The 21,145-nt window shown below is 61.5% G+C and carries 14 protein-coding genes; 9 read left to right on the forward strand and 5 right to left on the reverse strand.

The annotated features are described in order from the left end of the window. Positions 1-10: 10 nt before the first annotated feature. A complete protein-coding gene (gene pvdN, locus HKK52_RS30650) occupies positions 11-1,291 on the reverse strand; it encodes a pyoverdine-tailoring periplasmic protein PvdN (RefSeq protein WP_169373844.1) in 1,281 nt (426 codons plus the stop codon). Beyond that, entirely contained in the window at positions 1,288-2,658 is a 1,371-nt protein-coding gene (gene pvdM / locus HKK52_RS30655) for a pyoverdine-tailoring dipeptidase-like protein PvdM (protein ID WP_169373845.1), read from the reverse strand. The genes pvdN and pvdM overlap by 4 nt, the downstream gene beginning before the upstream one ends. Before the next feature lie 251 nt (positions 2,659-2,909). Here pvdM and pvdP point away from each other — a divergent pair, with 251 nt between their 5' ends. Further along, positions 2,910-4,529, forward strand: coding sequence for a pyoverdine maturation tyrosinase PvdP (pvdP, locus tag HKK52_RS30660; protein WP_169373846.1), 1,620 nt, complete (start codon positions 2,910-2,912; stop codon positions 4,527-4,529). A gap of 137 nt (positions 4,530-4,666) precedes the next feature. Here the strand turns inward: pvdP and HKK52_RS30665 are convergent, their stop codons facing one another. From HKK52_RS30665 to HKK52_RS30675, 3 genes are read right to left on the reverse strand one after another with little or no spacing between them, the layout of a single operon-like run. Next, positions 4,667-6,055, reverse strand: a complete 1,389-nt coding sequence (locus HKK52_RS30665; protein ID WP_169373847.1) for an efflux transporter outer membrane subunit — start codon at positions 6,053-6,055, stop codon at positions 4,667-4,669. A gap of 7 nt (positions 6,056-6,062) precedes the next feature. Continuing rightward, complete coding sequence (locus HKK52_RS30670) at positions 6,063-8,036, reverse strand: MacB family efflux pump subunit (RefSeq protein ID WP_169373848.1); 1,974 nt, start codon at positions 8,034-8,036, stop codon at positions 6,063-6,065. Next, on the reverse strand, positions 8,037-9,209 hold the full coding sequence (locus HKK52_RS30675) for an efflux RND transporter periplasmic adaptor subunit (protein WP_169373849.1): 1,173 nt from the start codon (positions 9,207-9,209) through the stop codon (positions 8,037-8,039). 318 nt (positions 9,210-9,527) lie between these two features. Here HKK52_RS30675 and HKK52_RS30680 point away from each other — a divergent pair, with 318 nt between their 5' ends. From HKK52_RS30680 to HKK52_RS30715, 8 genes are all read left to right on the forward strand, one after another. Then, positions 9,528-10,010 (forward strand): sigma-70 family RNA polymerase sigma factor, encoded by a 483-nt coding sequence (locus tag HKK52_RS30680; RefSeq protein WP_149661304.1) that lies wholly within the window; start codon positions 9,528-9,530, stop codon positions 10,008-10,010. Positions 10,011-10,141: 131 nt separating this feature from the next. Further along, on the forward strand, positions 10,142-11,479 hold the full coding sequence (locus tag HKK52_RS30685) for a lysine N(6)-hydroxylase/L-ornithine N(5)-oxygenase family protein (protein ID WP_169373850.1): 1,338 nt from the start codon (positions 10,142-10,144) through the stop codon (positions 11,477-11,479). 522 nt (positions 11,480-12,001) lie between these two features. After that, positions 12,002-14,707, forward strand: a complete 2,706-nt coding sequence (gene mgtA, locus HKK52_RS30690) for a magnesium-translocating P-type ATPase (RefSeq protein ID WP_169373851.1) — start codon at positions 12,002-12,004, stop codon at positions 14,705-14,707. 217 nt (positions 14,708-14,924) lie between these two features. Continuing rightward, a complete protein-coding gene (locus HKK52_RS30695; RefSeq protein ID WP_169373852.1) occupies positions 14,925-15,314 on the forward strand; it encodes a response regulator in 390 nt (129 codons plus the stop codon). A gap of 125 nt (positions 15,315-15,439) precedes the next feature. Next, complete coding sequence (locus HKK52_RS30700) at positions 15,440-16,645, forward strand: EAL domain-containing response regulator (RefSeq protein WP_169373853.1); 1,206 nt, start codon at positions 15,440-15,442, stop codon at positions 16,643-16,645. A 76-nt stretch (positions 16,646-16,721) separates the two neighbouring features. Further along, complete coding sequence (locus HKK52_RS30705) at positions 16,722-17,156, forward strand: response regulator (protein ID WP_169373854.1); 435 nt, start codon at positions 16,722-16,724, stop codon at positions 17,154-17,156. 142 nt (positions 17,157-17,298) lie between these two features. After that, a complete protein-coding gene (locus tag HKK52_RS30710; protein ID WP_169373855.1) occupies positions 17,299-17,919 on the forward strand; it encodes a response regulator transcription factor in 621 nt (206 codons plus the stop codon). Between the two features lie 12 nt (positions 17,920-17,931). Beyond that, positions 17,932-21,144: a transporter substrate-binding domain-containing protein gene (locus HKK52_RS30715; protein WP_169373856.1), complete on the forward strand. Its 3,213-nt coding sequence runs from the start codon at positions 17,932-17,934 to the stop codon at positions 21,142-21,144. Position 21,145: the final 1 nt, after the last annotated feature.

Here is a 21,145-nt window from a genome sequence, read left to right on the forward strand (position 1 = left end):
AGAGGGATCATCAAAGGGCCTTGTCGAGCAACACCAGCATCTGGTCGATCTGCGCTTCGCTGTTCAGCAGGCCCGGCGCGGTCCGGATCACCGGCCCGACGTCGCGCTCGACGGCATCGGCGACCACGCGGTTTTTCATCAGGTAGGCGGCGATCTTGTCGCTGTCCTTGCCCTTGACCCGGAAGAAGGTGAAGCCGGCCGACAGCTCAGGGCTCAGGGGCGTGACCAGTTCGACCTGTGGGCGTTGTTGCAGGCGTTTTTTCAGGTAGCTGTTCAGCTCGTGGATACGCGCCTGAACCTCGGCCTTGCCCAGTCGCAGGTGCAACTTGAAGGCTTCGTCCAGCGCCCAGCGGTGCTCGAACGAGTGATAACCGCCCGGCGTCATGGTGGTGGAGAAGTCCTCGGCCTCGGAGAAGGTCGGGATGATCGGCGTGACGTACTTCACCTCGGTGCTGCGGCTGCAGACGACGCCGGTGCCGCGCGGGCCGAACATCCATTTGTGGGTGCCGGCAATAAAGAAGTCGCAGTTCATGGCCGGGAAGCTCAGGTCATCGACGCCAAACCCGTGCACGCCATCGACCAGGTAAATGATCCGGTCCGCGTCGCTGCGATTGCGGTTGTGCTTGTCCACCAGGGCGCCGATCTCGCTGATCGGGGTTTTCACGCCGCTGCTGGAGTGCACCCACGTCATGCCGAGTACCCGGGTTTCGGGTTTGATGTTGCGGTCGATGGCGGCCAGGATTTCTTCTTTGGTGACCGTCTGCGGGTCCTTGAACAGCCTGATCTTGCGCACCTTGGTGCCATCCCGTTGCGTGCGCAATTCGAGGATGGTGTGGGTCGCGTAGTGTTCGTGCTCGGTGGTGAGGATTTCCTGGTCCGGGCGCACGTGCACGCCGCCGTAGATCATTGCCAGGCCTTCAGTGGTGCTACCGGTCAGGGCGATCTGCTTCGGGTCGGCTTGCAGGTATTTGCCCGCCCACACCCGCACGTTTGCTTCGCGTTGTTCGATCACGCCCAGGTCCCAATCCATCGCCAGCCCCGGGTTCTTGTCCAGCGCGGCGCGGTGCATTTCGATGGCGTCACGCACGGGTTTGGGGTGGGAGGTGATCAGGAAGTTGGAGAAATGCAGGTAATCCGGGTCCTGGTTGAACAACTGCTGCAACTGCGCCCATTTGCCCTTTGGCTGCGGCGCAGTCGTGGCGGCGCCGGCGACATTGTTCAGCCCCGAGCCCAAGGGCAGGGCGGCCGCGAGAATCCCGGCCTGCTTGAGAAAGTCACGACGATTGCTCATGGCTTGGCGGCTTCCCGGGCAGAAATCAGCGACGGTTTCGACAATTTTTCCACCTGGTCCCAGACCCGCAGAAAGTTGCCGCCCCACAGCTTGGCAATGTCCGCCTCGGAGTAACCGCGCGACAGCAATTCGGCGGTGACGTTGCGGATTTCGCCGACGTTCTCCCAGCCTTTGACGCCGCCGCCCTCGTTGAAGTCGGAGCTGATGCCGACGTGGTCGATGCCGATCTTGCGCACCGTGTAATCGATGGCGTCGCCCAGGTCCTTGAGGCCGGCCTTGGGTTCTTCCTCGAGGATGGCGTAGAGCTGACTGGCGTACTCGCCGAACTTCTGCTCGGACCACGCGGCGATGATCGGGTCACCCGGCATCAAGGCGTAGGCGAGGTTCGGCAGCGGTGGCAGGTCGAAGCGGGCACGCAGGGCGTTGAGTTTGTCCTGGGTGCCTTGGGTCAGTGGGCGCAGGTATTGGGAGAAGCCGACGATTTGCACCACGCCGCCGCTGTTCTTGATCAGCTGCAATTCCTTGTCGCTGAGGTTGCGCGGGATATCCACCATGGCGCGCGGTGCCGAGTGCGAGGCCACCAACGGTGCGCGGCTCAATTGCGCGACTTGCTCCAGGGCCTTGGTCGACATCTGCGACACGTCGATGATCACACCCAGGTCGTTCAACCGCTGTACGGCTTGCTTGCCGATGTCCGACAAACCGTCGAGGGCGTCCGGTGAATCATTGAAAAACGGCAACGGGCGCGAGGAATCCGCCCAGTCGTTATTGCCCACGTAGCTGAAGCCGAACATGCGCATGCCACGGGCGGCCCACAGATCCAACAGGTTCAGGTCATGGCCCAGGGGATAGGCGTTGAGCATGCTCATGAAAATCGCGAACTTGCCTTCACCGTGCAGGCGCCGGAAGTCGGCGGGGGTGTAGGCGATGGCGACCTGATTGGGGAAGTCGCGGACCATGCCGGAGATGATCTTGTAGCGGATCTCCTGCTGGTTACGCGCTTCGGCGACAAAACCGGCGGTGGGTTTGTGCGGCGCGTTGGGGCCGTTCCACAATTCCGGCCAGCCGAAAATCGTCAGCGCCGCGCCAGACAGGCGTCCGCGATTGGCTTTGACCAGGTCGAACTGGCCAGTGCCGTCTTTGTCGATCTCGTTGCCGACGGTGCCAAAATCCTGGGGCACGGTGATGTGGCTGTCGAAAGAGAGCATGCGTTCGTGCAGCTCATCGGCCTGTTGCAGCACTTTGAGCGGATAACCGGGATTGTCCTTGAACCAGTGATCCCAAACCGCAAAACCTGTACCGGCGCTGATCGCCAGGGCCAGCGGCAGGCCGATGTAAAGAGCCTTTTTCGAACGAGGTTTTGTCATTGCCATCTCAGTCAGGTTCGCCGCCCCGGTGCGGGCGCAGGGGCCTTTGCTATCTGGAAAGAACGAGTGACCCACGTGAGAATTTAGGTGAATGTGATGGCCCCTTCGCGGGCAAGCCTCGCTCCTACAGGTGATGTGTCGTGCGCCAAACCCGTAGGAGCGAGGCTTGCCCGCGAAGCTCTTAAATTTGTGACGGGGACGAACGTTCTAGCTTGGATAAAGCCTGCTTCATGGCTGACACAGGTAGGGCAATGACGATTTCTCGACGATGGTTCATGGCGGGCCTGGCGCTGACTGGCGCCGCCGTGCCTGCGGTTTTTTATGGGCATCGCGAATGGACGAAACCGGACCCGACGATCACCCCCGGTGAAGCGTCGTTCGATGTCGCGGACGTCACCGGCCAGCGATTGGCGGATGCCTTGCGCGGGGTCTGGACGATTCGCTTCGAAGGCAACGACGCCGGCCTCGACGGCGTGCCCCGGGACGGGCTCGAAGTGTTTCTCGACATTGGCCACAAGGGGCGCGGGGTCAGTGGTTTTCTCGACACTGCCGAGCATCTGCGCGGTGCCGATGCCCCGCGTTACCGGATCTTCGGCGACCTGGCCGAGGCCAATGCCGCGCAACTGAGCTGGCGACTGGTCGGCCCCGGTGGCAAGACCGATTACGAATTCAACATGCGCCTGGACGAGGTCTGGGCCGCGTTTGGCAATGCCGGCAGCGGCAGCCTCAGTGGCCGGGTGTCGCGCCTCGATCGTCCGTTGGTTCTGCCCGCCCAGGACAATCGTTTTATCGCCGTCAAACATTTATTCCCCGAGGCCCGGGAACGCACCGCACTGAACCCGCCGCTGCTGGCCTGGCTGGTGTCGCCCGAGCATCGGTTGTTCCACCAGCTCTGGCATGCCTCCCGGGACAAATGGCACACCTTGTCCGAGGACAAGCGCGATGCCCTGCGCGGCATTGGCTGGCAGCCGGGGCCGCGTGACCAGGAGCGTGATGCCCGGGGCAAGCACAAGGATCGCAACGGCTCCGGGATCGATTTCTTTTTCATGCACCGGCACATGCTCGGCACGGCGCGCTCGATGCAGGACTTGCCGTCCTGGCAGTACTTCCCGCTGCCGCAGCCGGAGCTGGTGCGTGACCGCGCCGGTTTCGCCCGTTATTTCGACAACCACGACGGCACCGCGCTGCCGCCGACCTGGCTGGCCGAGGGCGATGACGAGTACACCCAGTGGGTGGCCGATCTGAAAACGGCCGAGACTTACCAGACCAATTTCCAGGTCTGGGAATCGCAGTACCGCGATCCGCAATACTTGTCGAAGCTGACCCTGGGGCAGTTCGGTTCCGAGGTGGAGCTGGGCCTGCACGACTGGCTGCACATGCGTTGGGCTTCGGTGCCGCGCGACCCTTCGAACGGCGCACCGGTGCCACTGGCGCGGGACCTGGACGACTTTGCCGCGCGCTGGTTTGCCCCGGAAAACGACTTTCTCGGCGATCCGTTTTCGTCCCATGTGAACCCGGTGTTCTGGCACTTCCACGGCTGGATCGATGACCGGGTCGAAGACTGGTTTCGCGCCCATGAGCGTTTTCATCCGGGTGAAGTCAGCCGTTTGGAAGTCAACGGCGTGCACTGGTTTGCGCCGGGGCGCTGGGTTGAGGTCGATGACCCGTGGCTTGGCCCGACTACCCACGGCTGCAGCACCACGCCGGGATTGCAGGCTGGCAAGTCAGTGGAAATGGACCCGGAAACCATGAAACTCGCCTTGCGCATCACCTTTGGCGAAGACGAAAAGAAACTCGCCGACCTGTTCCGTCGGGTGCCGAAACGGCCGTGGTATGCGCGTAATTTGAAGGCCAAGCAGAGTCAGGCTTGAACCCCACTGTGGCGAGGGAGCTTGCTCCCGCTGGGGCGCGAAGCGGCCCGCTCTCTACCTGAAAAGAAGGGGACTGCTGCGCAGTCCAGCGGGAGCAAGCTCCCTCGCCACAGGTTACTTGCCTGGCATCACTGCCATTACAACGCCTGCCACCCCCCACCCAACGCCTTGTACAACGCCACACTGGCCTGCACCCGCGCCAGCCGCAATTGCACATTCAAATCCTGCGCCGCATACAGCGTTCGCTGGGTCTCCAGCACCGTCAGCAAATCCTCGGCCCCAGCCTGATAACGACTTTGCGCGATGTTGAACGCCGTCTGCGCCTGATTCAGCTCTTCACTCTGCCACTGCCGTTGTTCGTCCAATCCGCGAATGCTATTGAGGGCTTTTTCAACGTCGGCGAAGCCGTTGATGATTGCGCCGCGATAGATTTCCAGCAGCTCTTCCTGGCGCGCGGTGGCCTTGTCGCGCTCGGCACCGAGGCGGCCGTTGTTGAAGATCGGCGCGACCAGCCCGGCGGTGAGGTTGTAGAAGGGGCTGCGCATGATGTCGGAGAAACTGTTGGCCCCTGAACCGATGTTGGCGCTCAAGGTCACCGTCGGCAGCATGGCCGCGCGGGCGACGGTGACGTCAGCCTGGGCCGCCGCCAATTGCGCTTCGGCCCGGGCGATGTCCGGGCGGCGGCTCAGCAGCTCACTGGGCAGGCCGGCGCCGATGGTCGGCCATTGCAGTCGATCAAAGGGTTCCTGGCTCAGGTCCAGTTCCTGAACCGGACGGCCGAGCAGGGCGGCGAGGCTGATCAGTGCGTCCTGAGCCTGTTGCTGCACCAGCGGCAATTGCCGTTGCTGGGCGGCCACCAGGCTTTTCTGCTGGGCCAGTTCCAGTGCGGTGGCCGAGCCTGAATCAAAACGGGTCTGTACCAGCTTCAAGACGTTTTGCGCATTGGCCAGGTTCAACTCGGCGATACGGCTTTGCTCTCGCAGCGACAAGGTTTGCGCATAACTGTTGGCCACCCCGCTGAGCAAGGTCAGCTCCACCGTGGCTTGATCAAACTCGCTGGCCTTCAAGCCCCATTGCGCACTGTCGCGAGACGCACGTTTGCCGCCCCAGAAATCGATTTCATAACTGGCGCTGAGGTTGGCATCGAAATAGTCCACCGCCTGATTGCTGCTGTCGGCATCGAGCTGACTGTAGCCTTTGCCCCGTAGCAGTTTTTGCCGATTGGCATTCCCCGCAGCCTTGACCTCCGGCAGCAACGAACCGCCGGCAATCACCGTCCCGGCCTGGGCCTGACGTACTCTGGCGACCGCTGCCGCCAAGTCAAAACTGCCGATCCTGGCCTGTTCGATCAGGCGATCCAGTTGCGGGCTGCCAAATTGCGTCCACCATTGCCGGTTATCCAGCGTGGCGCTGTGGGGCGATTGCCAAGTGGCGGGCGGTGCGAGGCCGCTGTCCGGGCGCGGGGCAGGGCTGCCGCACGCGCTGAGCAGCAGGCAAAGGGTCAATAGACTGAGTGGCGGCTTCATAGATCGATCATTCACTGGTAAGGGCCGTGACCGGGTCAAGCCGGGCAGCTTTGCGGGCCGGCATGAAGCCGAAGACAACACCGGTAACGAGGGCGCAGCCGAAGGCGCCGAGCACCGCCATCAAGGAAAACGCCACGGCGACTTCGCTGAGCACCAGCACGCCGCCGACGATCAGCGCCAGGGCAATCCCGGCCAGGCCGCCGACCACCGAGAGCATCACCGCTTCGGTGAGGAACTGGCGCAGTATGTCGCGCTGACGGGCGCCGGTGGCCATGCGGATGCCGATCTCGCGGGTCCGTTCGCGCACGGTCATGAGCATGATGTTCATCACGCCGATCCCGCCCACCAGCAACGAAATCGCGGCAATCGAGCCGAGCATCAGTGACAGGGTATTTTGCGTGCGCGCTTCGGCCTGGATCATCGCGGCATTGTTAGTCAGTTCGAAATCCTTCTTGCCGTTGTGCAGGCGCAGCATCAATTGCTCGATGGCTTTTTCGGCTTCCTTGACCTTGCGGGCGTCCGCTGCGGCGATGGCCACGTATTCAGGATTGTGCGTGCCGAACAAGCGGACACTGGCTGCCGAATAGGGGATGGCGATGCGGTTATCGCTGTCGGAGTCGCCGGAACTGGCGCCTTTTTCAGCGAGGACGCCAACCACTTGGAATGGCACGTTTTCAATCAGGATGTACTGGCCGATGGGGTTGGCAACATCCTTGAGCAATTTGCTGCGCACCTTGTGGCCGATCACCGCGACCGCCGCGGCGTTGCGTTCGTCGGCCTCGGTGAAATAGCTGCCCTGGACCACTGGCCAGTTGAAGATCGCCGGGAAATTGGTGTCGTTGCCGCCGACGTAACTCATGTGGTCGACGTTGCCAAAGCGTACCCCGGCCTCGGCGCCATTGACCGGCATGATCCGCCGCACTTGCGGCAGGCTGGCGAGGGCGGCGACGTCGTCCAGGGTCACCACGCCCGGCGGTGTACGCGGGTTTGGCGCCGAGCCGCTGAGGTAAATAATGTTCGAGCCGAACGCACCCATCTGCGCCATCACCTGGCGCTTGCTGCCTTCACCGACCGCCAGCATGACCACCACCGACGCCACGCCGATGATGATCCCCAGCAACGTCAGGGCGGTGCGGAACTTGTTGATCCACATCACCCGCCACGCCGCTTGCACAGCGTCCACCAGTTCGCCTTTCCAGGCACCAGTGGCCTCGGCGCCTTCACTGAGACGCTTGCGCAAGTCCACCGCCTGCAAGGCGCCGGGGTTGGCCGAGGTTTGTGCGGTGGGATCGTCGTGGGCGCTGTCACTGATGATCAGGCCGTCTCGGATTTCGATGATGCGCTTGGCCCGCGCCGCGACTTCGCGGTCGTGGGTAATGAGGATCACCACGTGGCCCTGGCTCGCCAGCTCGTCGAGCAAGGTCATGACCTCAGCGCCGCTGTGGCTGTCGAGGGCGCCGGTGGGTTCGTCGGCGAGGATAATGTGGCCGCCGTTCATCAAGGCGCGGGCAATCGATACCCGTTGCTGCTGGCCGCCGGAGAGCTGGTGCGGGCGATTGCCGGTGCGCGTGGCCAGGCCGAGGCGGTCGAGCAGGGCGGCGGCGCGGGCGTGGCGTTCGGCCGCCGGGGTGCCGGCGTAGATCGCCGGCATCTCGACGTTTTCCTGGGCCGAACCGGACGGGATCAGGTGATAACCCTGGAACACAAAGCCAAACGCCTCGCGGCGCAACCAGGCCAGTTCATCGCTGTCCAGGGCGGCGACGTTTTCCCCGGCGAAGCGGTACTCGCCCGAGGTCGGTCGGTCGAGGCAGCCGAGGATGTTCATCAGTGTCGATTTGCCGGAGCCGGACGCGCCGACGATCGCCACGAATTCACCGGCATGGATCGCCAGGTCGATGCCGCGCAACACGTGAACTTGCGGGGCGTCGCCGCCACCGTAGGCTTTTCGGATGTCCTGCAGGTCGATCAGGGGCGTCTGCATTCAGCCGCCACTCCCGTCGGCCGGGCCGATCAACAGGTGATCGCCTTCTTCGAGGCCGTCGAGGATCTGCACTTTCAGCCGGTCACTGATGCCGGTGCGCACCTCACGTTGCTGGATGGCGCCGTTTTTCGCGACCACTTGCGCGGTCTGGCTGTCGGCCTGGGGGCCATCTTGCAGCGCGGCAATCGGCGCGGTGAGGACGTTTTTTGCTTGATCGGAGACGAAGAACACCTGAGTGGTCATCTCCGCCATCAAGGCGTTATCGGCGTTGTCGACGTCGAGCAAAACCGTATAGAGCACCACGCGGCCGGTGCCGCTTTTGCTCGAACTGGCGGGGCTGCCGCCGCCCTGGCTGGTCTGGTCCAGCGGCTTGGGCGGGATCGGCAGAATCTGCCGCACCGTGCTGTTCCAGCGGCGCTTGCCCCCGCTGAGCGTGGTGAACCAGGCGGTCATGCCGGGTTTGACGTGGCCGATATCGGCTTCCGAGACCTCGGCCCAGACCGTCATCGGCGACAGTTTGGCGATGCGCAGAATCAATGGCGTCTGTTGTTGAGCGTTGAGGGTCTGGCCTTCCCGGGCATCGAGGGCGACCACGGTTCCGTTCATCGGTGCATAAATGCGCGTGTAACCGAGTTCGGCCTGGTCGCTGCGCAGGCTGGCCTGGGCCTGGCGAATCTGCGCCTGGAACATCTCGACCCGAGCCTGGGTCGCGCGCAATTCAGCCTGGGCGGTTTGCACGTCTTCGGCACGGGTCGCGCCGCCGGCAGCGAGGTTCTGCTGGCGCTGGAATTTCTGCCGGGCCAGTTCGTGCAGGGCCTTTTGTTCCTGCAACTGGGCCTTGAGGTTGTCGATGGAAAAACGCCCGGCGTCGAGTTTGGCCTGTTGCGTGGACGGATCGATTTCCACCAGCAGATCGCCTTCCTTGACCACGTCGCCGACTTCCACATGAATCTTGTGGATCTGCCCTGAAGCCTGGGCACCGACGTCGACATAACGTCGCGGTTGCAGGGTGCCGAGAGCCGTGACGCTGCTTTCGATGTCGCCGCGGCTGACTTGCACCGTGGCAAACTGATCGCGGCCGGGCGGGAGGATCTGCCAGGCGGCGACGGCGATAACGGGGATCAGACACAGTGCTGCAAGCAAGGCGCGTCGTGCGGTGCGGGGACGTTTCATGCAGGGTTCCGGCCAATGGAAATCGGCCCGTCACTCAGGTTGCGCGCACATTCAGGCGACAGCTGAGGGCTGTCGCGGGGCGACAGAGACGGGGAGCTGTCCTGTAAACGAGGCGGGAAGGGTGGAATTTAAGCGCGGAAACACAGAGTTACAGGTATAGCGCGGCACTATTTGTCGGGCAAACCGAAACAGCACTTTAAATCTATATGAGAATTACTATAAATTACGCGACTCAAATTGCCATCATCCGCTACTGCCCATTTGGCGGTCGTGGATCTGGCGCAAGGACAGAAACCGCACCCTGTGCGGCCGGGAGTCATGTTGGAAAACTACTATCGCGAGCTGGTGTGTTTCCTGAACGCCAAGCTGGGCAACCGTCAGGTGGCCGAAGATGTGGTGCATGACGCTTATCTGCGCGTACTGGAGCGTTCCAGCGACACGCCGATCGAGCAGCCCCGGGCCTTCCTTTATCGCACCGCGCTCAATCTGGTGATCGACGACCATCGACGCAATGCCCTGCGCCAAGTCGAATCCCTGGAAGTGCTCGATACCGAAGAGCGCTACTTCACGCCGTCACCGCATACAAGCCTCGATCACGGCCAACGCCTGGCCATGCTCCAGCGTGCCCTGGCGGAATTGCCCAAGTTGTGCCGCGAGAGTTTTCTGCTGCGCAAGATCGATGGCCTGTCGCACCCCGAGATCGCCGAACACCTGGGGATTTCCCGGGCGCTGGTGGAAAAACACATCGTCAATGCCATGAAGCATTGCCGGGTGCGCATCAAGCAATGGGACGCCCATTGATCCCCTCCCATTAAATTTTTTTTCATTGTCCTCGTTCCTACTCAACAGACGATCTGCTGTCCTGCTCCGGGCCGGCCAGGTCACTTAGGCTTCCTCCCCTTGTTGAGGGGTTCATCCAGAGGACACTGGAAATGACACAGGCAATTGCATCGCCCATCGTTCACGACCTGATCGGCGTCGGTTTCGGCCCTTCGAACCTGGCGCTGGCTATCGCCCTGCAAGAGCGCGGGCCGAGCCAGGGTGAGCTGGATGTACTGTTTCTCGACAAGCAGGCCACCTACAGCTGGCACGGCAACACCCTGTCGACCCAGAGCGAGTTGCAGATTTCCTTCCTCAAGGACCTGGTGACCCTGCGCAACCCGACCAGCCCGTACTCGTTCGTCAATTACCTCAAGCACCACGGGCGCCTGGTGGACTTCATCAACCTGGGCACCTTCTATCCGTGCCGCATGGAGTACAACGACTACCTGCGCTGGGTGGCCGGGCAGTTCACTGAACAAAGTCGCTATGGCGAAGAAGTGCTGACCATCGAGCCGGTGCTGCACAACCAGCAGGTCGAAGCGTTGCGCGTGATCTCCCGCGACACCCAGGGTCAGCAGCACGTGCGCACCACCCGTTCTATCGTGGTCAGCGCGGGCGGCACGCCGCGTATTCCCGAAGCGTTCAAAGCGATGAAAGATGACGGCCGCGTGTTCCACCATTCGCAGTACCTGGCGCAAATGGCCAAGCAGCCGTGCGTGAACAACAAGCCGATGAGTATCGCGATCATCGGTGGCGGGCAGAGCGCGGCGGAAGCCTTCATCGATTTGAACGACAGCTTCCCGTCGGTGCAGGTGGACATGATCCTGCGTGGTTCGGCGCTGAAGCCAGCGGACGACAGCCCGTTCGTCAACGAAGTGTTCTCGCCGGAGTTCACCGACCTGGTGTTCCAGCAGGAAAGCAGCGAGCGTGAGCGCCTGGTCAACGAGTACCACAACACCAATTACTCGGTGGTGGACATCGACCTGATCGAACGCATCTACGGCATCTTCTATCGTCAGAAGGTTTCCGGGATTGCCCGTCATGTGTTCCGCACCCTGACCACCATCGAAAAAGCCACCGCCACCGAGCACGGCATCGAACTGGCGGTGCGCAACAATGCCACCGGCGAAGTCACGGTTCGTCATTACGACGCCGTCGTGCTGGCCACCGGTTACGAGCGCCAGATGCACCGCAAACTGCTGGCGCCGCTGGAAGCGTACCTGGGCGATTTCGAAGTTGATCGCAACTACAAACTGATCACCGACGAGCGCTGCAAGGCCGGCATCTACATGCAGGGCTTCTGCCAGGCCAGCCATGGCTTGAGCGACACCTTGCTGTCGATCCTGCCGATTCGCGCGGATGAGATCGCAGGCTCGCTGTATGACCATGGCAAGTCCCGCGGGCATGGTCGTTCGGTGATGGATTTGTTACTCGCCACTGCCAGCTAATCCCCACCCTGATCGTTCCCACGCTCCGCGTGGGAATGCAGCCCGGGACGCTCCGCGTCCCATTGGAACGCAGAGCGTCCCTGGAGGCATTCCCACGCGGAGCGTGGGAACGATCAAGCCCCCTCGCCACAGTTTTTTGATCATCCTGAACCCTTCCTGAAGAACCCGCCGATTCCCCCGGCACGGCCCCCGGCATCGTTTACTCTCCAGAAATCGGGGCGTAAGCTTCGCGCGTTTTCATCAATAGCGGAGACCCACAGTGGGTACTTGTTCGAGTGACAGTCGTCGGCCGGTTTCAGTAACCGGCACCTTCTCGGCAAGCTGACGCGCAGCTTTTTTTGTGCCGTTGACTTGCTGAAAAGCGAGTAGCGGCATCCCGATCGCGGCCTGTGGCGGCGCGATTCCCGACGTCCCTCTCATCGACGCTGAACCGTGCGTGATGCTCGACTTTTATGTCGTCATCGCGGCGACTCGACGCGCCTGCTCGACGGTTTCCCCGGCTGACCCTGGGGGGTAACTGCCATGAACCTGACCTTGCTCAAGGAATTCTTTGTCGGATTCCTGCGCACCCGCCACATCGCCCGGCACTTCCGTCGCCTGGCCTTGCTGGAAAGCATCAACGACACCACGGTCAGCCGTGAAGTACCGCCGACGTTGGCGCAGACCCTGGTGTCCGCGGCCAACAGCGACACCGGCCTGTTGCTGGATAACCTCGGCAGTCACAGCGATGGCTTGAGCGAGCTCGAAGCCGACACCCTGCGCGAGCAATTCGGCCTCAACGAAGTCGAGCATGAGCAGCCGCTGCCGTGGTGGGTGCACCTGTGGCACTGCTATAAAAATCCGTTCAACCTGCTGTTGACCTTGTTGGCGGCGGTGTCGTGGTTCACGGAAGACCTCAAGGCCGCCGTGGTGATTTTCTCCATGGTGGTGCTGTCGACCTTGCTGCGGTTCTGGCAGGAAGCCAAGTCGAACCAGGCCGCCGATGCACTCAAGGCCATGGTGAGTAACACCGCGACCGTGCTGCGCCAGGGTGCGCAACGCATCGAATTGCCGATCAAGCAGCTGGTGCCCGGGGACCTGATCGTGCTTTCGGCTGGCGACATGATCCCCGCCGATTGCCGGGTGCTCAGCGCCAAGGACCTGTTCGTCAGCCAGGCGGCCATGACCGGCGAATCGATGCCGGTGGAAAAATTTCCCCGTCAGCAGGACAGCGACACAGCCAACCCGCTGGACCTCGACAACATTCTGTTCATGGGCACCAACGTGGTGTCGGGTTCAGCCATTGCGGTGATCCTGACCACCGGCAACAGCACCTATTTCGGCGCCTTGGCCCAACGGGTCAGCGCCACCGACCGCGCGCCGACTTCGTTCCAGAACGGCGTGAACAAAGTCAGTTGGCTGCTGATCCGCTTCATGTTCGTGATGGCGCCGCTGGTGTTGTTCATCAACGGTTTCACCAAGGGTGACTGGATGCAGGCGCTGCTGTTCGCGCTGTCCATCGCCGTGGGCCTGACCCCGGAAATGCTGCCGATGATCGTCACCTCGACTCTGGCCAAGGGCGCGGTGTTCTTGTCGCGCAAAAAGGTCATCGTCAAACGTCTGGACGCGATCCAGAACTTCGGCGCCATGGACGTGCTGTGCACCGACAAGACCGGGACCCTGACCCAGGACAAGATCTTCCTCGCCCGCCATGTCGACGTCTGGGGTGAAGAGTCCGATGACGTGCTGGAAATGGCTTACCTCAACAGCTACTACCAGACCGGCCTGAAAAACCTGCTGGACGTGGCGGTGTTGCAACACGTCGAAGTGCACCGCGAACTGGAAGTGGCCACGGCGTTTGCCAAGGTCGATGAAGTGCCGTTCGACTTCACCCGGCGGCGCATGTCGGTGGTGGTCGCCGAGCACGATCAGCCGCATCACTTGCTGGTGTGCAAAGGTGCGGTGGAAGAAATCCTCGCCGGCTGCACCCGGGTTCGCCACGGTGACCACGACGAGCCGCTGAGCGATGAACTGTTGGCGCGGATTCGTGAAGTCACCGCGTCGTTCAATGAAGAAGGCTTGCGCGTAGTGGCCGTGGCGGCGCGGCATACGCCGAAAGACCAAGCGATTTACAGCATCGCCGACGAGCAACAGATGACCCTGATCGGCTACGTGGCGTTCCTCGATCCGCCCAAGGAAAGCACCGCGCCGGCCCTGCGTGCGTTGGCCGAGCATGGCATCGCCGTGAAAGTGCTGACCGGCGATAACGAACGGGTGACCGCCAAGGTCTGCCGCGAAGTCGGCCTGGAGCAACAAGGCCTGCTGATGGGCAGCGACGTCGAACGCATGAGCGACGCCGAACTGGCGCTGGCCGTGGAAACCACCAACGTCTTTGCCAAACTGACGCCATCGCACAAGGAACGCATCGTCCGTTTGCTCAAGGGCAACGGCCATGTCGTCGGCTTCATGGGCGACGGCATCAACGACGCCCCGGCGCTGCGCGCGGCCGACATCGGCATTTCAGTGGACAGCGCGGTGGACATCGCCAAGGAAGCGGCCGACATCATCCTCCTGGAAAAAAGCCTGATGGTGCTGGAGGAGGGCGTGCTCGAAGGGCGGCGGACCTTCGCCAACATGCTCAAGTACATCAAGATGACCGCCAGTTCGAACTTCGGCAACGTGTTCTCGGTGCTGGTGGCCAGTGCGTTTATCCCATTCCTGCCGATGCTGCCGATGCACCTGCTGGTGCAAAACCTGCTGTATGACATTTCGCAGATCGCCATCCCGTTCGATAACGTCGATGAAGACATGCTGAAAAAACCACAGCGCTGGCAACCGGCGGATGTCGGCCGTTTCATGCTGTTCTTCGGCCCGATCAGTTCGATCTTCGACATCAGCACCTTTGCCTTGATGTGGTACGTGTTCGACGCCAACACCCCGGACCACCAGACCCTGTTCCAGTCCGGCTGGTTCGTGGTGGGGTTGCTGACCCAGACCCTGATCGTGCACATGATCCGCACGCCGAAGATCCCGTTCCTGCAAAGCCGCGCGGCCATGCCGCTGATGATCATGACTGGGGTCATCATGGCCATCGGCATCTTCCTGCCGATGGGGCCGTTCGCGCACTACTTCAAACTGCAGGCGCTGCCGTCGCTGTACTTTGTGTTTTTGCCAGTGATTCTGCTGGCGTACATGGGCCTGACCCAGGCGGTGAAAGGCTTCTACATTCGCCGGTTTGGCTGGCAATAAATCGCTGTTGTGGCGAGGGAGCTTGCTCCCGTTCGGCGGCGAAGCCGTCGTCGAAGGGGGCCGCTTCGCAGCCCAGCGGGAGCAAGCTCCCTCGCCACAGGTGTTGCGCCAACGCCACATCGGTGTGGGACCTGCTGAAGACACATTTCAGAACCGTCCTACATCGGTATCAAGGTGTTTCGTCTAGCGTGAGGGAAACCCCAGCCAGTCGAAACCCATGTCGCTTCAACCCCTGCACATCCTGATCGCCGAACCCCAGCCACTTCTACAACAACGCATGGCCAGACACCTCAACGAACTGGGCTATCGACGCATCACCCAGGCGACCTCCCTGCGTGAACTTCTGGACTTGACCCACTATTCCTACGAGCCCTTCGAGGCATTCGACCTGCTGATTATCAACGGCGAGTTACTGAGCAGTGCCGGTGCCGATCCTCACCGGTTTTTCATGCGCAATGCGCAGGTCCGCCACGGTTTGATCCATGACGCACGTCGCGGCCAGGAAAAGCCCGAGTTGCTGTTTACTTCGTGCCGACGACAACTGAGCCTCATTGGTACGCCGGACCGGCAAGCGCTCCAGGCTTTTATGCAAAGCCTTGGGTGGTGATCCAGTTCTACCGGCACTAGAAGGTTTATGGGACGTTTCCTACAGAGTTTCAGACGTTTCCTAATTAGCTTGCCCCGTGGTTCCTGGACAATCGTCGCACCCCAACCGACGAGTCGACGCCTTCCATGCCCAACCTGCCACTGCGTGTCCTGGTGCTCGAAGATCACACCTTTCAGCGTTCCGTCGCCGTGAACATGTTGGGCGCGCTGGGTTGCCACGAGGTATTCGAAGCCAGCGACGGCGCCGAAGCGCTGGAGGTCCTGGATGCGGTCGGCGCAGTGGATATCGCCCTGTGCGACTTGCAGATGGAAGGCATGGACGGCCTGGCCTTTTTGCAGCGGGTCGGCGCTTCGGGGCAGGTGAAGTCGATCATCATCAGCAGTGTGTTGTCGGCGGATTTGCGTCGGGCCGTGCATCAGATGGTGTCGCTGTCGGGCCTGGCGCTGCTCGGCGATGTCGGCAAACCGCTGCATGGTGAGGTGCTGGCGCAATTGTTGAACAAATACCTCAACAGCCCGGTTGCCAAGCCTTGGTCGATGCAAATCCCGGAGCTGGCCACCGAGCAGGAAGTGCGTGGGGCGCTGGCCGCCCGGCAATTGCAGGCCTGGTATCAACCCAAGTTCAACCTGCAAACCGGTGACGTGTGTGGGGTCGAGGTGCTATGTCGCTGGTTGCATCCGATCGAGGGTGTGTTGTCGCCTGCGGTGTTCATGCCGGTGCTGGAGCGGTGCGGGTTGATGGATGAGTTGCTGTTTGCCCAACTGGATCAGGCGTTGAGCCTGCAACAACAGGCCAGGCAACATGGCTTCACCCTGAACATGGCGTTCAACCTGCAAACCGCGCAACTGGCCAATACCGAGCTGACGTTCACCATCAAGGACATCCTGGCCCGGCACGCCACGGTGGGCGCGAGCCTGACGTTTGAACTCACCGAAAGCGGTCTGCTGGAGGCCCCGGCCACCAGCCTCGAAAGCCTGGTGCGTTTGCGGATGATGGGCTGCCAGTTGTCCATCGACGATTTCGGCGCCGGGTTTTCCTCGCTGCAACGCCTGTGTCAGTTGCCGTTCAACGAGATCAAGCTCGATGCCGAATTTGTCCGAACCCTGGAACACGAACCTCGTTGCCGCGCCGTGATCAGCAGCACCCTGGCGTTGGGTGAGGCGCTGGGGATGTCGGTGGTCATCGAAGGCATCGAAACCGAGGCGCAACGCCAGCAATTGTTGGCGCTGGGTTGCACGCAAGGGCAGGGCTACTGGTACGCGCGACCCATGAGCGGTGAGGATTTGCTGCAATGGCTGCCTTTGCGTGGGGCGGTGAGAAGTGATTTTTAGGAAAGGTCCTACAGAAAATTCAACAGGTGTTCCGTAGCCTTGCGCGACATGAATCACTCACTCTCCCGGGGCAATGATGCCGAATAAAGCCTTACGAATCCTGATCGCCGATGAGCAGCATTTCCATCGGATGAAAATCGAGCGGCTGTTCAATCAACTCGATTACTTCCGGGTTGCACCCGCGCAAAGTCTCGAAGAACTGCTGACCCTGGTGGAGTACGGTTGCGAGCCGTTCGATCTGGTGGTGGTCAACGCGGCCATAGCGAACGGGGCGCTGGACTGGTTGGGGTTCTTTCTGAACAACCCGCAAGTTCATTACGCCTTGATCTATGACGGTGAGCAGGCCCAATTGCCGCCGATTCCGGGATGTGCGCAACAAAAGGTTCAGGTCAGCCATGGCGTGCTGCCCGATCTGGGCACTCTGGTGCAGTTGATGACGGTGGTCGATCCGCCGATGCCGGCTGAAGAGCAACCCTGGTTGACCCGGTTGTACAAGCAACAGCAGGGTTGACCGTTCGTCGGAACTGTCAGATCTGACAGGTGGTTTTGCCTGTTCTCCCATGCAAAAGTCATTGCGCAGCCGTTGCGTCTACCCGAGCCAATCCCGGTGGTATTCGGTGTGCAGTCGTCATGTCTTTGCACAAGGAGTTGCCATGAAGTCAGCGTTGATTGTGGACGATCATCCGGTGGTACGGGCCGCAGTCAAAATTGTCCTTGAGCAGAAGAGCTTCAGACGCATTTTTGAGGCGTCGAACGGTAGCGAGGTGATGTCGCTGTTGCGCGAGCATTCGCCGGAGCTGTTGGTGCTCGATCTGGTCATGCCGTCCCTCGACGGGCTTGATGTGCTGGAGCGAATCAAGGCCAGTGATCAGTCGTGCCGGGTACTGGTTTTCTCGTCCCTGGACCCGCAGCATTTTCAAGACCGTTGCATGCGTGCCGGGGCCCTGGCCTATGTCTCCAAAACCAACGACTTGAGGCATTTGCACGAAGCGGTGCACGCGCTCATGGCCGGCTACACCTATTTCACCCAGTTGCCAGCGGTATCGCGGGACAGTCTGCAAAGCACTGAAAAACAACTGATCGACCTGCTCTCCAATCGCGAACTGACCATCTGCCAGCACCTGGCTCGCGGCATGAGCAACAAGGCCATCGCCGAGCTCATGCACCTGAGCCACAAGACCGTCAGCACCTACAAGACGCGCCTGACTGAAAAACTCAGGGTGCCTTCGTCGGTGTACTTGCGTGAATTCGCCAAACGCAACCATCTGATTTGAACGAGCCAGACTATGCGTGCGTGTCTTTTCCTGTTGCTGCTGTTCTCCGTAGTGCTTGCTGCGGCCGAGTCGCTCAACGGGGCGAAGACGCAGCGTTTGCTCGGACGCTCGACTGTGGACGGCTACGAAGTCCGCCTCGACGACAAAGACTGGCAATGGCTGCGCAACAAGCGGGTCTTGCGTCTAGGCGTCACCGGCCCGGACTACCCGCCGTTCGAGTTGACGCGCAACCACGATGAACTGGAAGGCATCACCGCCGACTACGCTGATTTGCTGGCCCAGTTGCTGCACGTCAGGATCGAGGTGCTGCGTTACGCCACGCGCGAGGCCGCCATGCAGGCGCTCAAAGCCGATGAGCTGGATTTGCTCGGAACCTCGAACAACTTCGAAGCGGCCGATCCCGAACTGACGAGTTCGCGCGCCTACGCCGAAGATCAACCCATGCTGGTCACCCGACTGGACGAGCGGATGCCCGAGGATCTCGCCGGCAAGCGCATCGCCATGGTCGATGACTATCTGCCCGCCTCAAGCATCACGGCGTTCTATCCCGAGGCGAGCCTGCACCTTTACCCCTCGACACTTGAAGCGCTCGGTGCCGTAGCGTTTGGGCAGGATGACGTCTACCTGGGCGACTTCATCAGTGCCAATTACCTGATCAACAATAACTACCTCAACAACGTCCACCTGGCGGGGCCTTCCGGCCTGGATGCCAATCCGTTCGGCTTTGCCCTGGCCCGCAGCAATACGCGTCTGTCGAGGATTGTCGATCAGGCACTGGCGGCGATTCCCATGGAGCAACGTATTGCCATCGAGCAACGCTGGAGTGCTGGCAGGGCCAACATTTCAGGTCAGCAAAGTGTGCAATTGAGTCCCAGCGAACAACGCTGGCGGGCTCGGTATCCGACGTTGACCGTGGGCGTTGTCGAAGACTTTGCGCCACTGACGTTTTTCGATGCCCAGGGTCGCTTCAGTGGATTGACCGCGCAATTACTGACCTTGATCAGCCAGCGCAGTGGCTTGACCTTCAAGGTGCAACGCAGCCGTTCACTGGACCAGCAGGTCCAGCAACTCAAGGCCGGTGAGATTGACCTGTTGCCGGCGATCATTCCCAGCCGCGAACGCGAGGGCGAGTTGCGCTTCACCCGCGCTTACTTGAGCAACCCGTTCGTCCTGGTCAGCACCGCGTCCCCGGGCAGCCCGAAAACCCTGGACGATCTGGCCGGAAAACGTCTGGCGATCAACCACAGTCATCCGTTGCGCGAATATGTTCAGGCGCGCGCCCCGGGCATTCGCCTGGTTGAAGTGCAAAGCCCGGCCCAAGGCCTGGAATCGGTCATGAAAGGGCAGGCTGATGCGGCACTCAGTTCATTAATCCTGACCCGTTACCTGATTGCCCGGCAATACCGCGAGCGCCTGCAAATCAACAGCACGGTGGGCGACGAACCGGCGCGTATCACCCTGGCCACCGATCGCGGTGCGCTTGAGCTGCACTCGATTCTGAACAAGGCCTTGCTGAGCATCTCGCCCGAGGAGATGGACGAGCTGGTGGCGCGCTGGAGCAACGACGTGGCGGTGGATGACAGTTATTGGCTGCGCCATCGCCAAGGGATTTTGCAGGCCTTCGCCGCTGGCGGGTTGCTGCTGTTGCTGGCGTTGGGCTGGATCGTCTGGCAACGCCGGCAGATTCGCCAGCGCCAGCAATGGTTGCAGCAATTGCAGGACGCCAAGGACGCCGCCGACGACGCCAACCGCGCCAAAACCACGTTTCTGGCGACCATGAGCCATGAAATCCGCACGCCGATGAATGCCCTGATCGGCATGCTCGAACTGGCCCTCAAACGCTCCGAAGAAGGCATCACCGACCGTTTCGCCATTGAGGTGGCGTCCAGTTCCGCGCAGCAGCTGCTGGCGTTGATCGGCGACATTCTGGACATCGCGCGCATCGAATCCGGGCATTTATCGTTGACACCGGAACGGGCCAACCTGCGCCAATTGACAGAATCAACAGGCCGGGTTTTCGAAGGGCTGGCGCGGCAGAAGGCACTGGAGTGGCGGGTCGAACTGGACGAGCAGAGCAACCGCGATGTGTTGATCGACCCCCTGCGTTTCAAGCAGATACTGTCGAACCTGTTGAGCAACGCCATCAAGTTCACCGAAGACGGCGAGGTCAGCCTGGCCCTGCACGTGAAGCCTGGCTTGCCCGGCCAGCTGACGGTGAACGTGACGATTGAAGACAGCGGCATCGGCATCAGCGCCGCCGATCAGCAACGACTGTTCAGCCCGTTTATCCAGGCTGGCAACAGTCCGGCGACCGGGCGCAGCGGTTCAGGATTGGGCTTGGTGATCAGCCGCTCCTTGTGCGAAATGATGGGCGGTCGATTGCAGCTTCACAGCCACCTTGGTCGGGGGACCCGGGTCGAGCTCAGCCTGGAGGTGCCAGCCCTGCAACCGTTGGCAAGCGACGCTGTGCCGTCGAGCGATTGGCCACTGCCGACCCGGCCGTTGACGATTCTGGTGGTCGATGATTACCCCGGCAATCGCCTGTTGCTGTCGCGGCAACTGAGTTATCTGGGGCACCGGGTGCTGGAGGCCGAGGACGGCGAACAAGGGCTGGAACAATGGCGCAAACAGCCGCTCGATGTGCTCATCACCGACTGCAACATGCCGGTGCTCAGTGGCTATGAACTGGCGATGGCGATCCGTGATGAAGAACGCGCGCAAGGCTTGCCCGCCACGCTGATCCTGGGCTTTACCGCCAATGCCCAGCCCGAGGAAAAGCGGCGTTGCCTCGAAGCCGGCATGGATGAGTGCCTGTTCAAGCCGATTCGCCTGGGGGACCTGAGTGCGTGGTTGGCGGCGCGGTTTCCAGGCGAATCGACCGTGAAAATTCAGGAGCCGCCGGCGTCAGAGATCGACTTGAGCGGTCTTGAGCAATACGTCGGCAGCGACCGCACGTTGATCAATCGCCTGGTGCACGATCTGGCGATGACCAACCGCGAAGATCGCCAACACCTGCTTCAGGCGCACGCGGCGGATGATCGCCAGCATCTCAAGGACCTGGCGCACCGCATCAAGGGCAGTGCGCGCATGGTCCGGGCGATCCGCCTGATCGAGTGTTGCGAGCAACTGGAACTGGCCTGCGCCGAAGGTCGTGCGGCGCTGATCGACGAGGCCGTCGAGCGTTTGCAGCAGACCATGGCGGGCCTCGACAAGAGTCTTGGCTAGC

The organism is Pseudomonas sp. ADAK2 (genome assembly GCF_012935755.1).
In the GTDB taxonomy this organism is placed as follows: Bacteria; Pseudomonadota; Gammaproteobacteria; order Pseudomonadales; family Pseudomonadaceae; genus Aquipseudomonas.

What these genes read in the sequence shown, in the direction of transcription:
- HKK52_RS30710 (WP_169373855.1), top strand. Translation starts at nt 17,299, where the DNA reads ATGAAGTCAGCGTTGATTGTGGACGATCATCCGGTGGTACGGGCCGCA.
- HKK52_RS30665 (WP_169373847.1), bottom strand. Translation starts at nt 6,055, where the DNA reads ATGAAGCCGCCACTCAGTCTATTGACCCTTTGCCTGCTGCTCAGCGCG.
- HKK52_RS30670 (WP_169373848.1), bottom strand. Translation starts at nt 8,036, where the DNA reads ATGCAGACGCCCCTGATCGACCTGCAGGACATCCGAAAAGCCTACGGT.
- mgtA (WP_169373851.1), top strand. Translation starts at nt 12,002, where the DNA reads ATGAACCTGACCTTGCTCAAGGAATTCTTTGTCGGATTCCTGCGCACC.
- HKK52_RS30680 (WP_149661304.1), top strand. Translation starts at nt 9,528, where the DNA reads ATGTTGGAAAACTACTATCGCGAGCTGGTGTGTTTCCTGAACGCCAAG.
- HKK52_RS30695 (WP_169373852.1), top strand. Translation starts at nt 14,925, where the DNA reads ATGTCGCTTCAACCCCTGCACATCCTGATCGCCGAACCCCAGCCACTT.
- HKK52_RS30685 (WP_169373850.1), top strand. Translation starts at nt 10,142, where the DNA reads ATGACACAGGCAATTGCATCGCCCATCGTTCACGACCTGATCGGCGTC.
- pvdP (WP_169373846.1), top strand. Translation starts at nt 2,910, where the DNA reads ATGACGATTTCTCGACGATGGTTCATGGCGGGCCTGGCGCTGACTGGC.
- HKK52_RS30705 (WP_169373854.1), top strand. Translation starts at nt 16,722, where the DNA reads ATGCCGAATAAAGCCTTACGAATCCTGATCGCCGATGAGCAGCATTTC.
- HKK52_RS30675 (WP_169373849.1), bottom strand. Translation starts at nt 9,209, where the DNA reads ATGAAACGTCCCCGCACCGCACGACGCGCCTTGCTTGCAGCACTGTGT.
- pvdN (WP_169373844.1), bottom strand. Translation starts at nt 1,291, where the DNA reads ATGAGCAATCGTCGTGACTTTCTCAAGCAGGCCGGGATTCTCGCGGCC.
- HKK52_RS30715 (WP_169373856.1), top strand. Translation starts at nt 17,932, where the DNA reads ATGCGTGCGTGTCTTTTCCTGTTGCTGCTGTTCTCCGTAGTGCTTGCT.
- pvdM (WP_169373845.1), bottom strand. Translation starts at nt 2,658, where the DNA reads ATGACAAAACCTCGTTCGAAAAAGGCTCTTTACATCGGCCTGCCGCTG.
- HKK52_RS30700 (WP_169373853.1), top strand. Translation starts at nt 15,440, where the DNA reads ATGCCCAACCTGCCACTGCGTGTCCTGGTGCTCGAAGATCACACCTTT.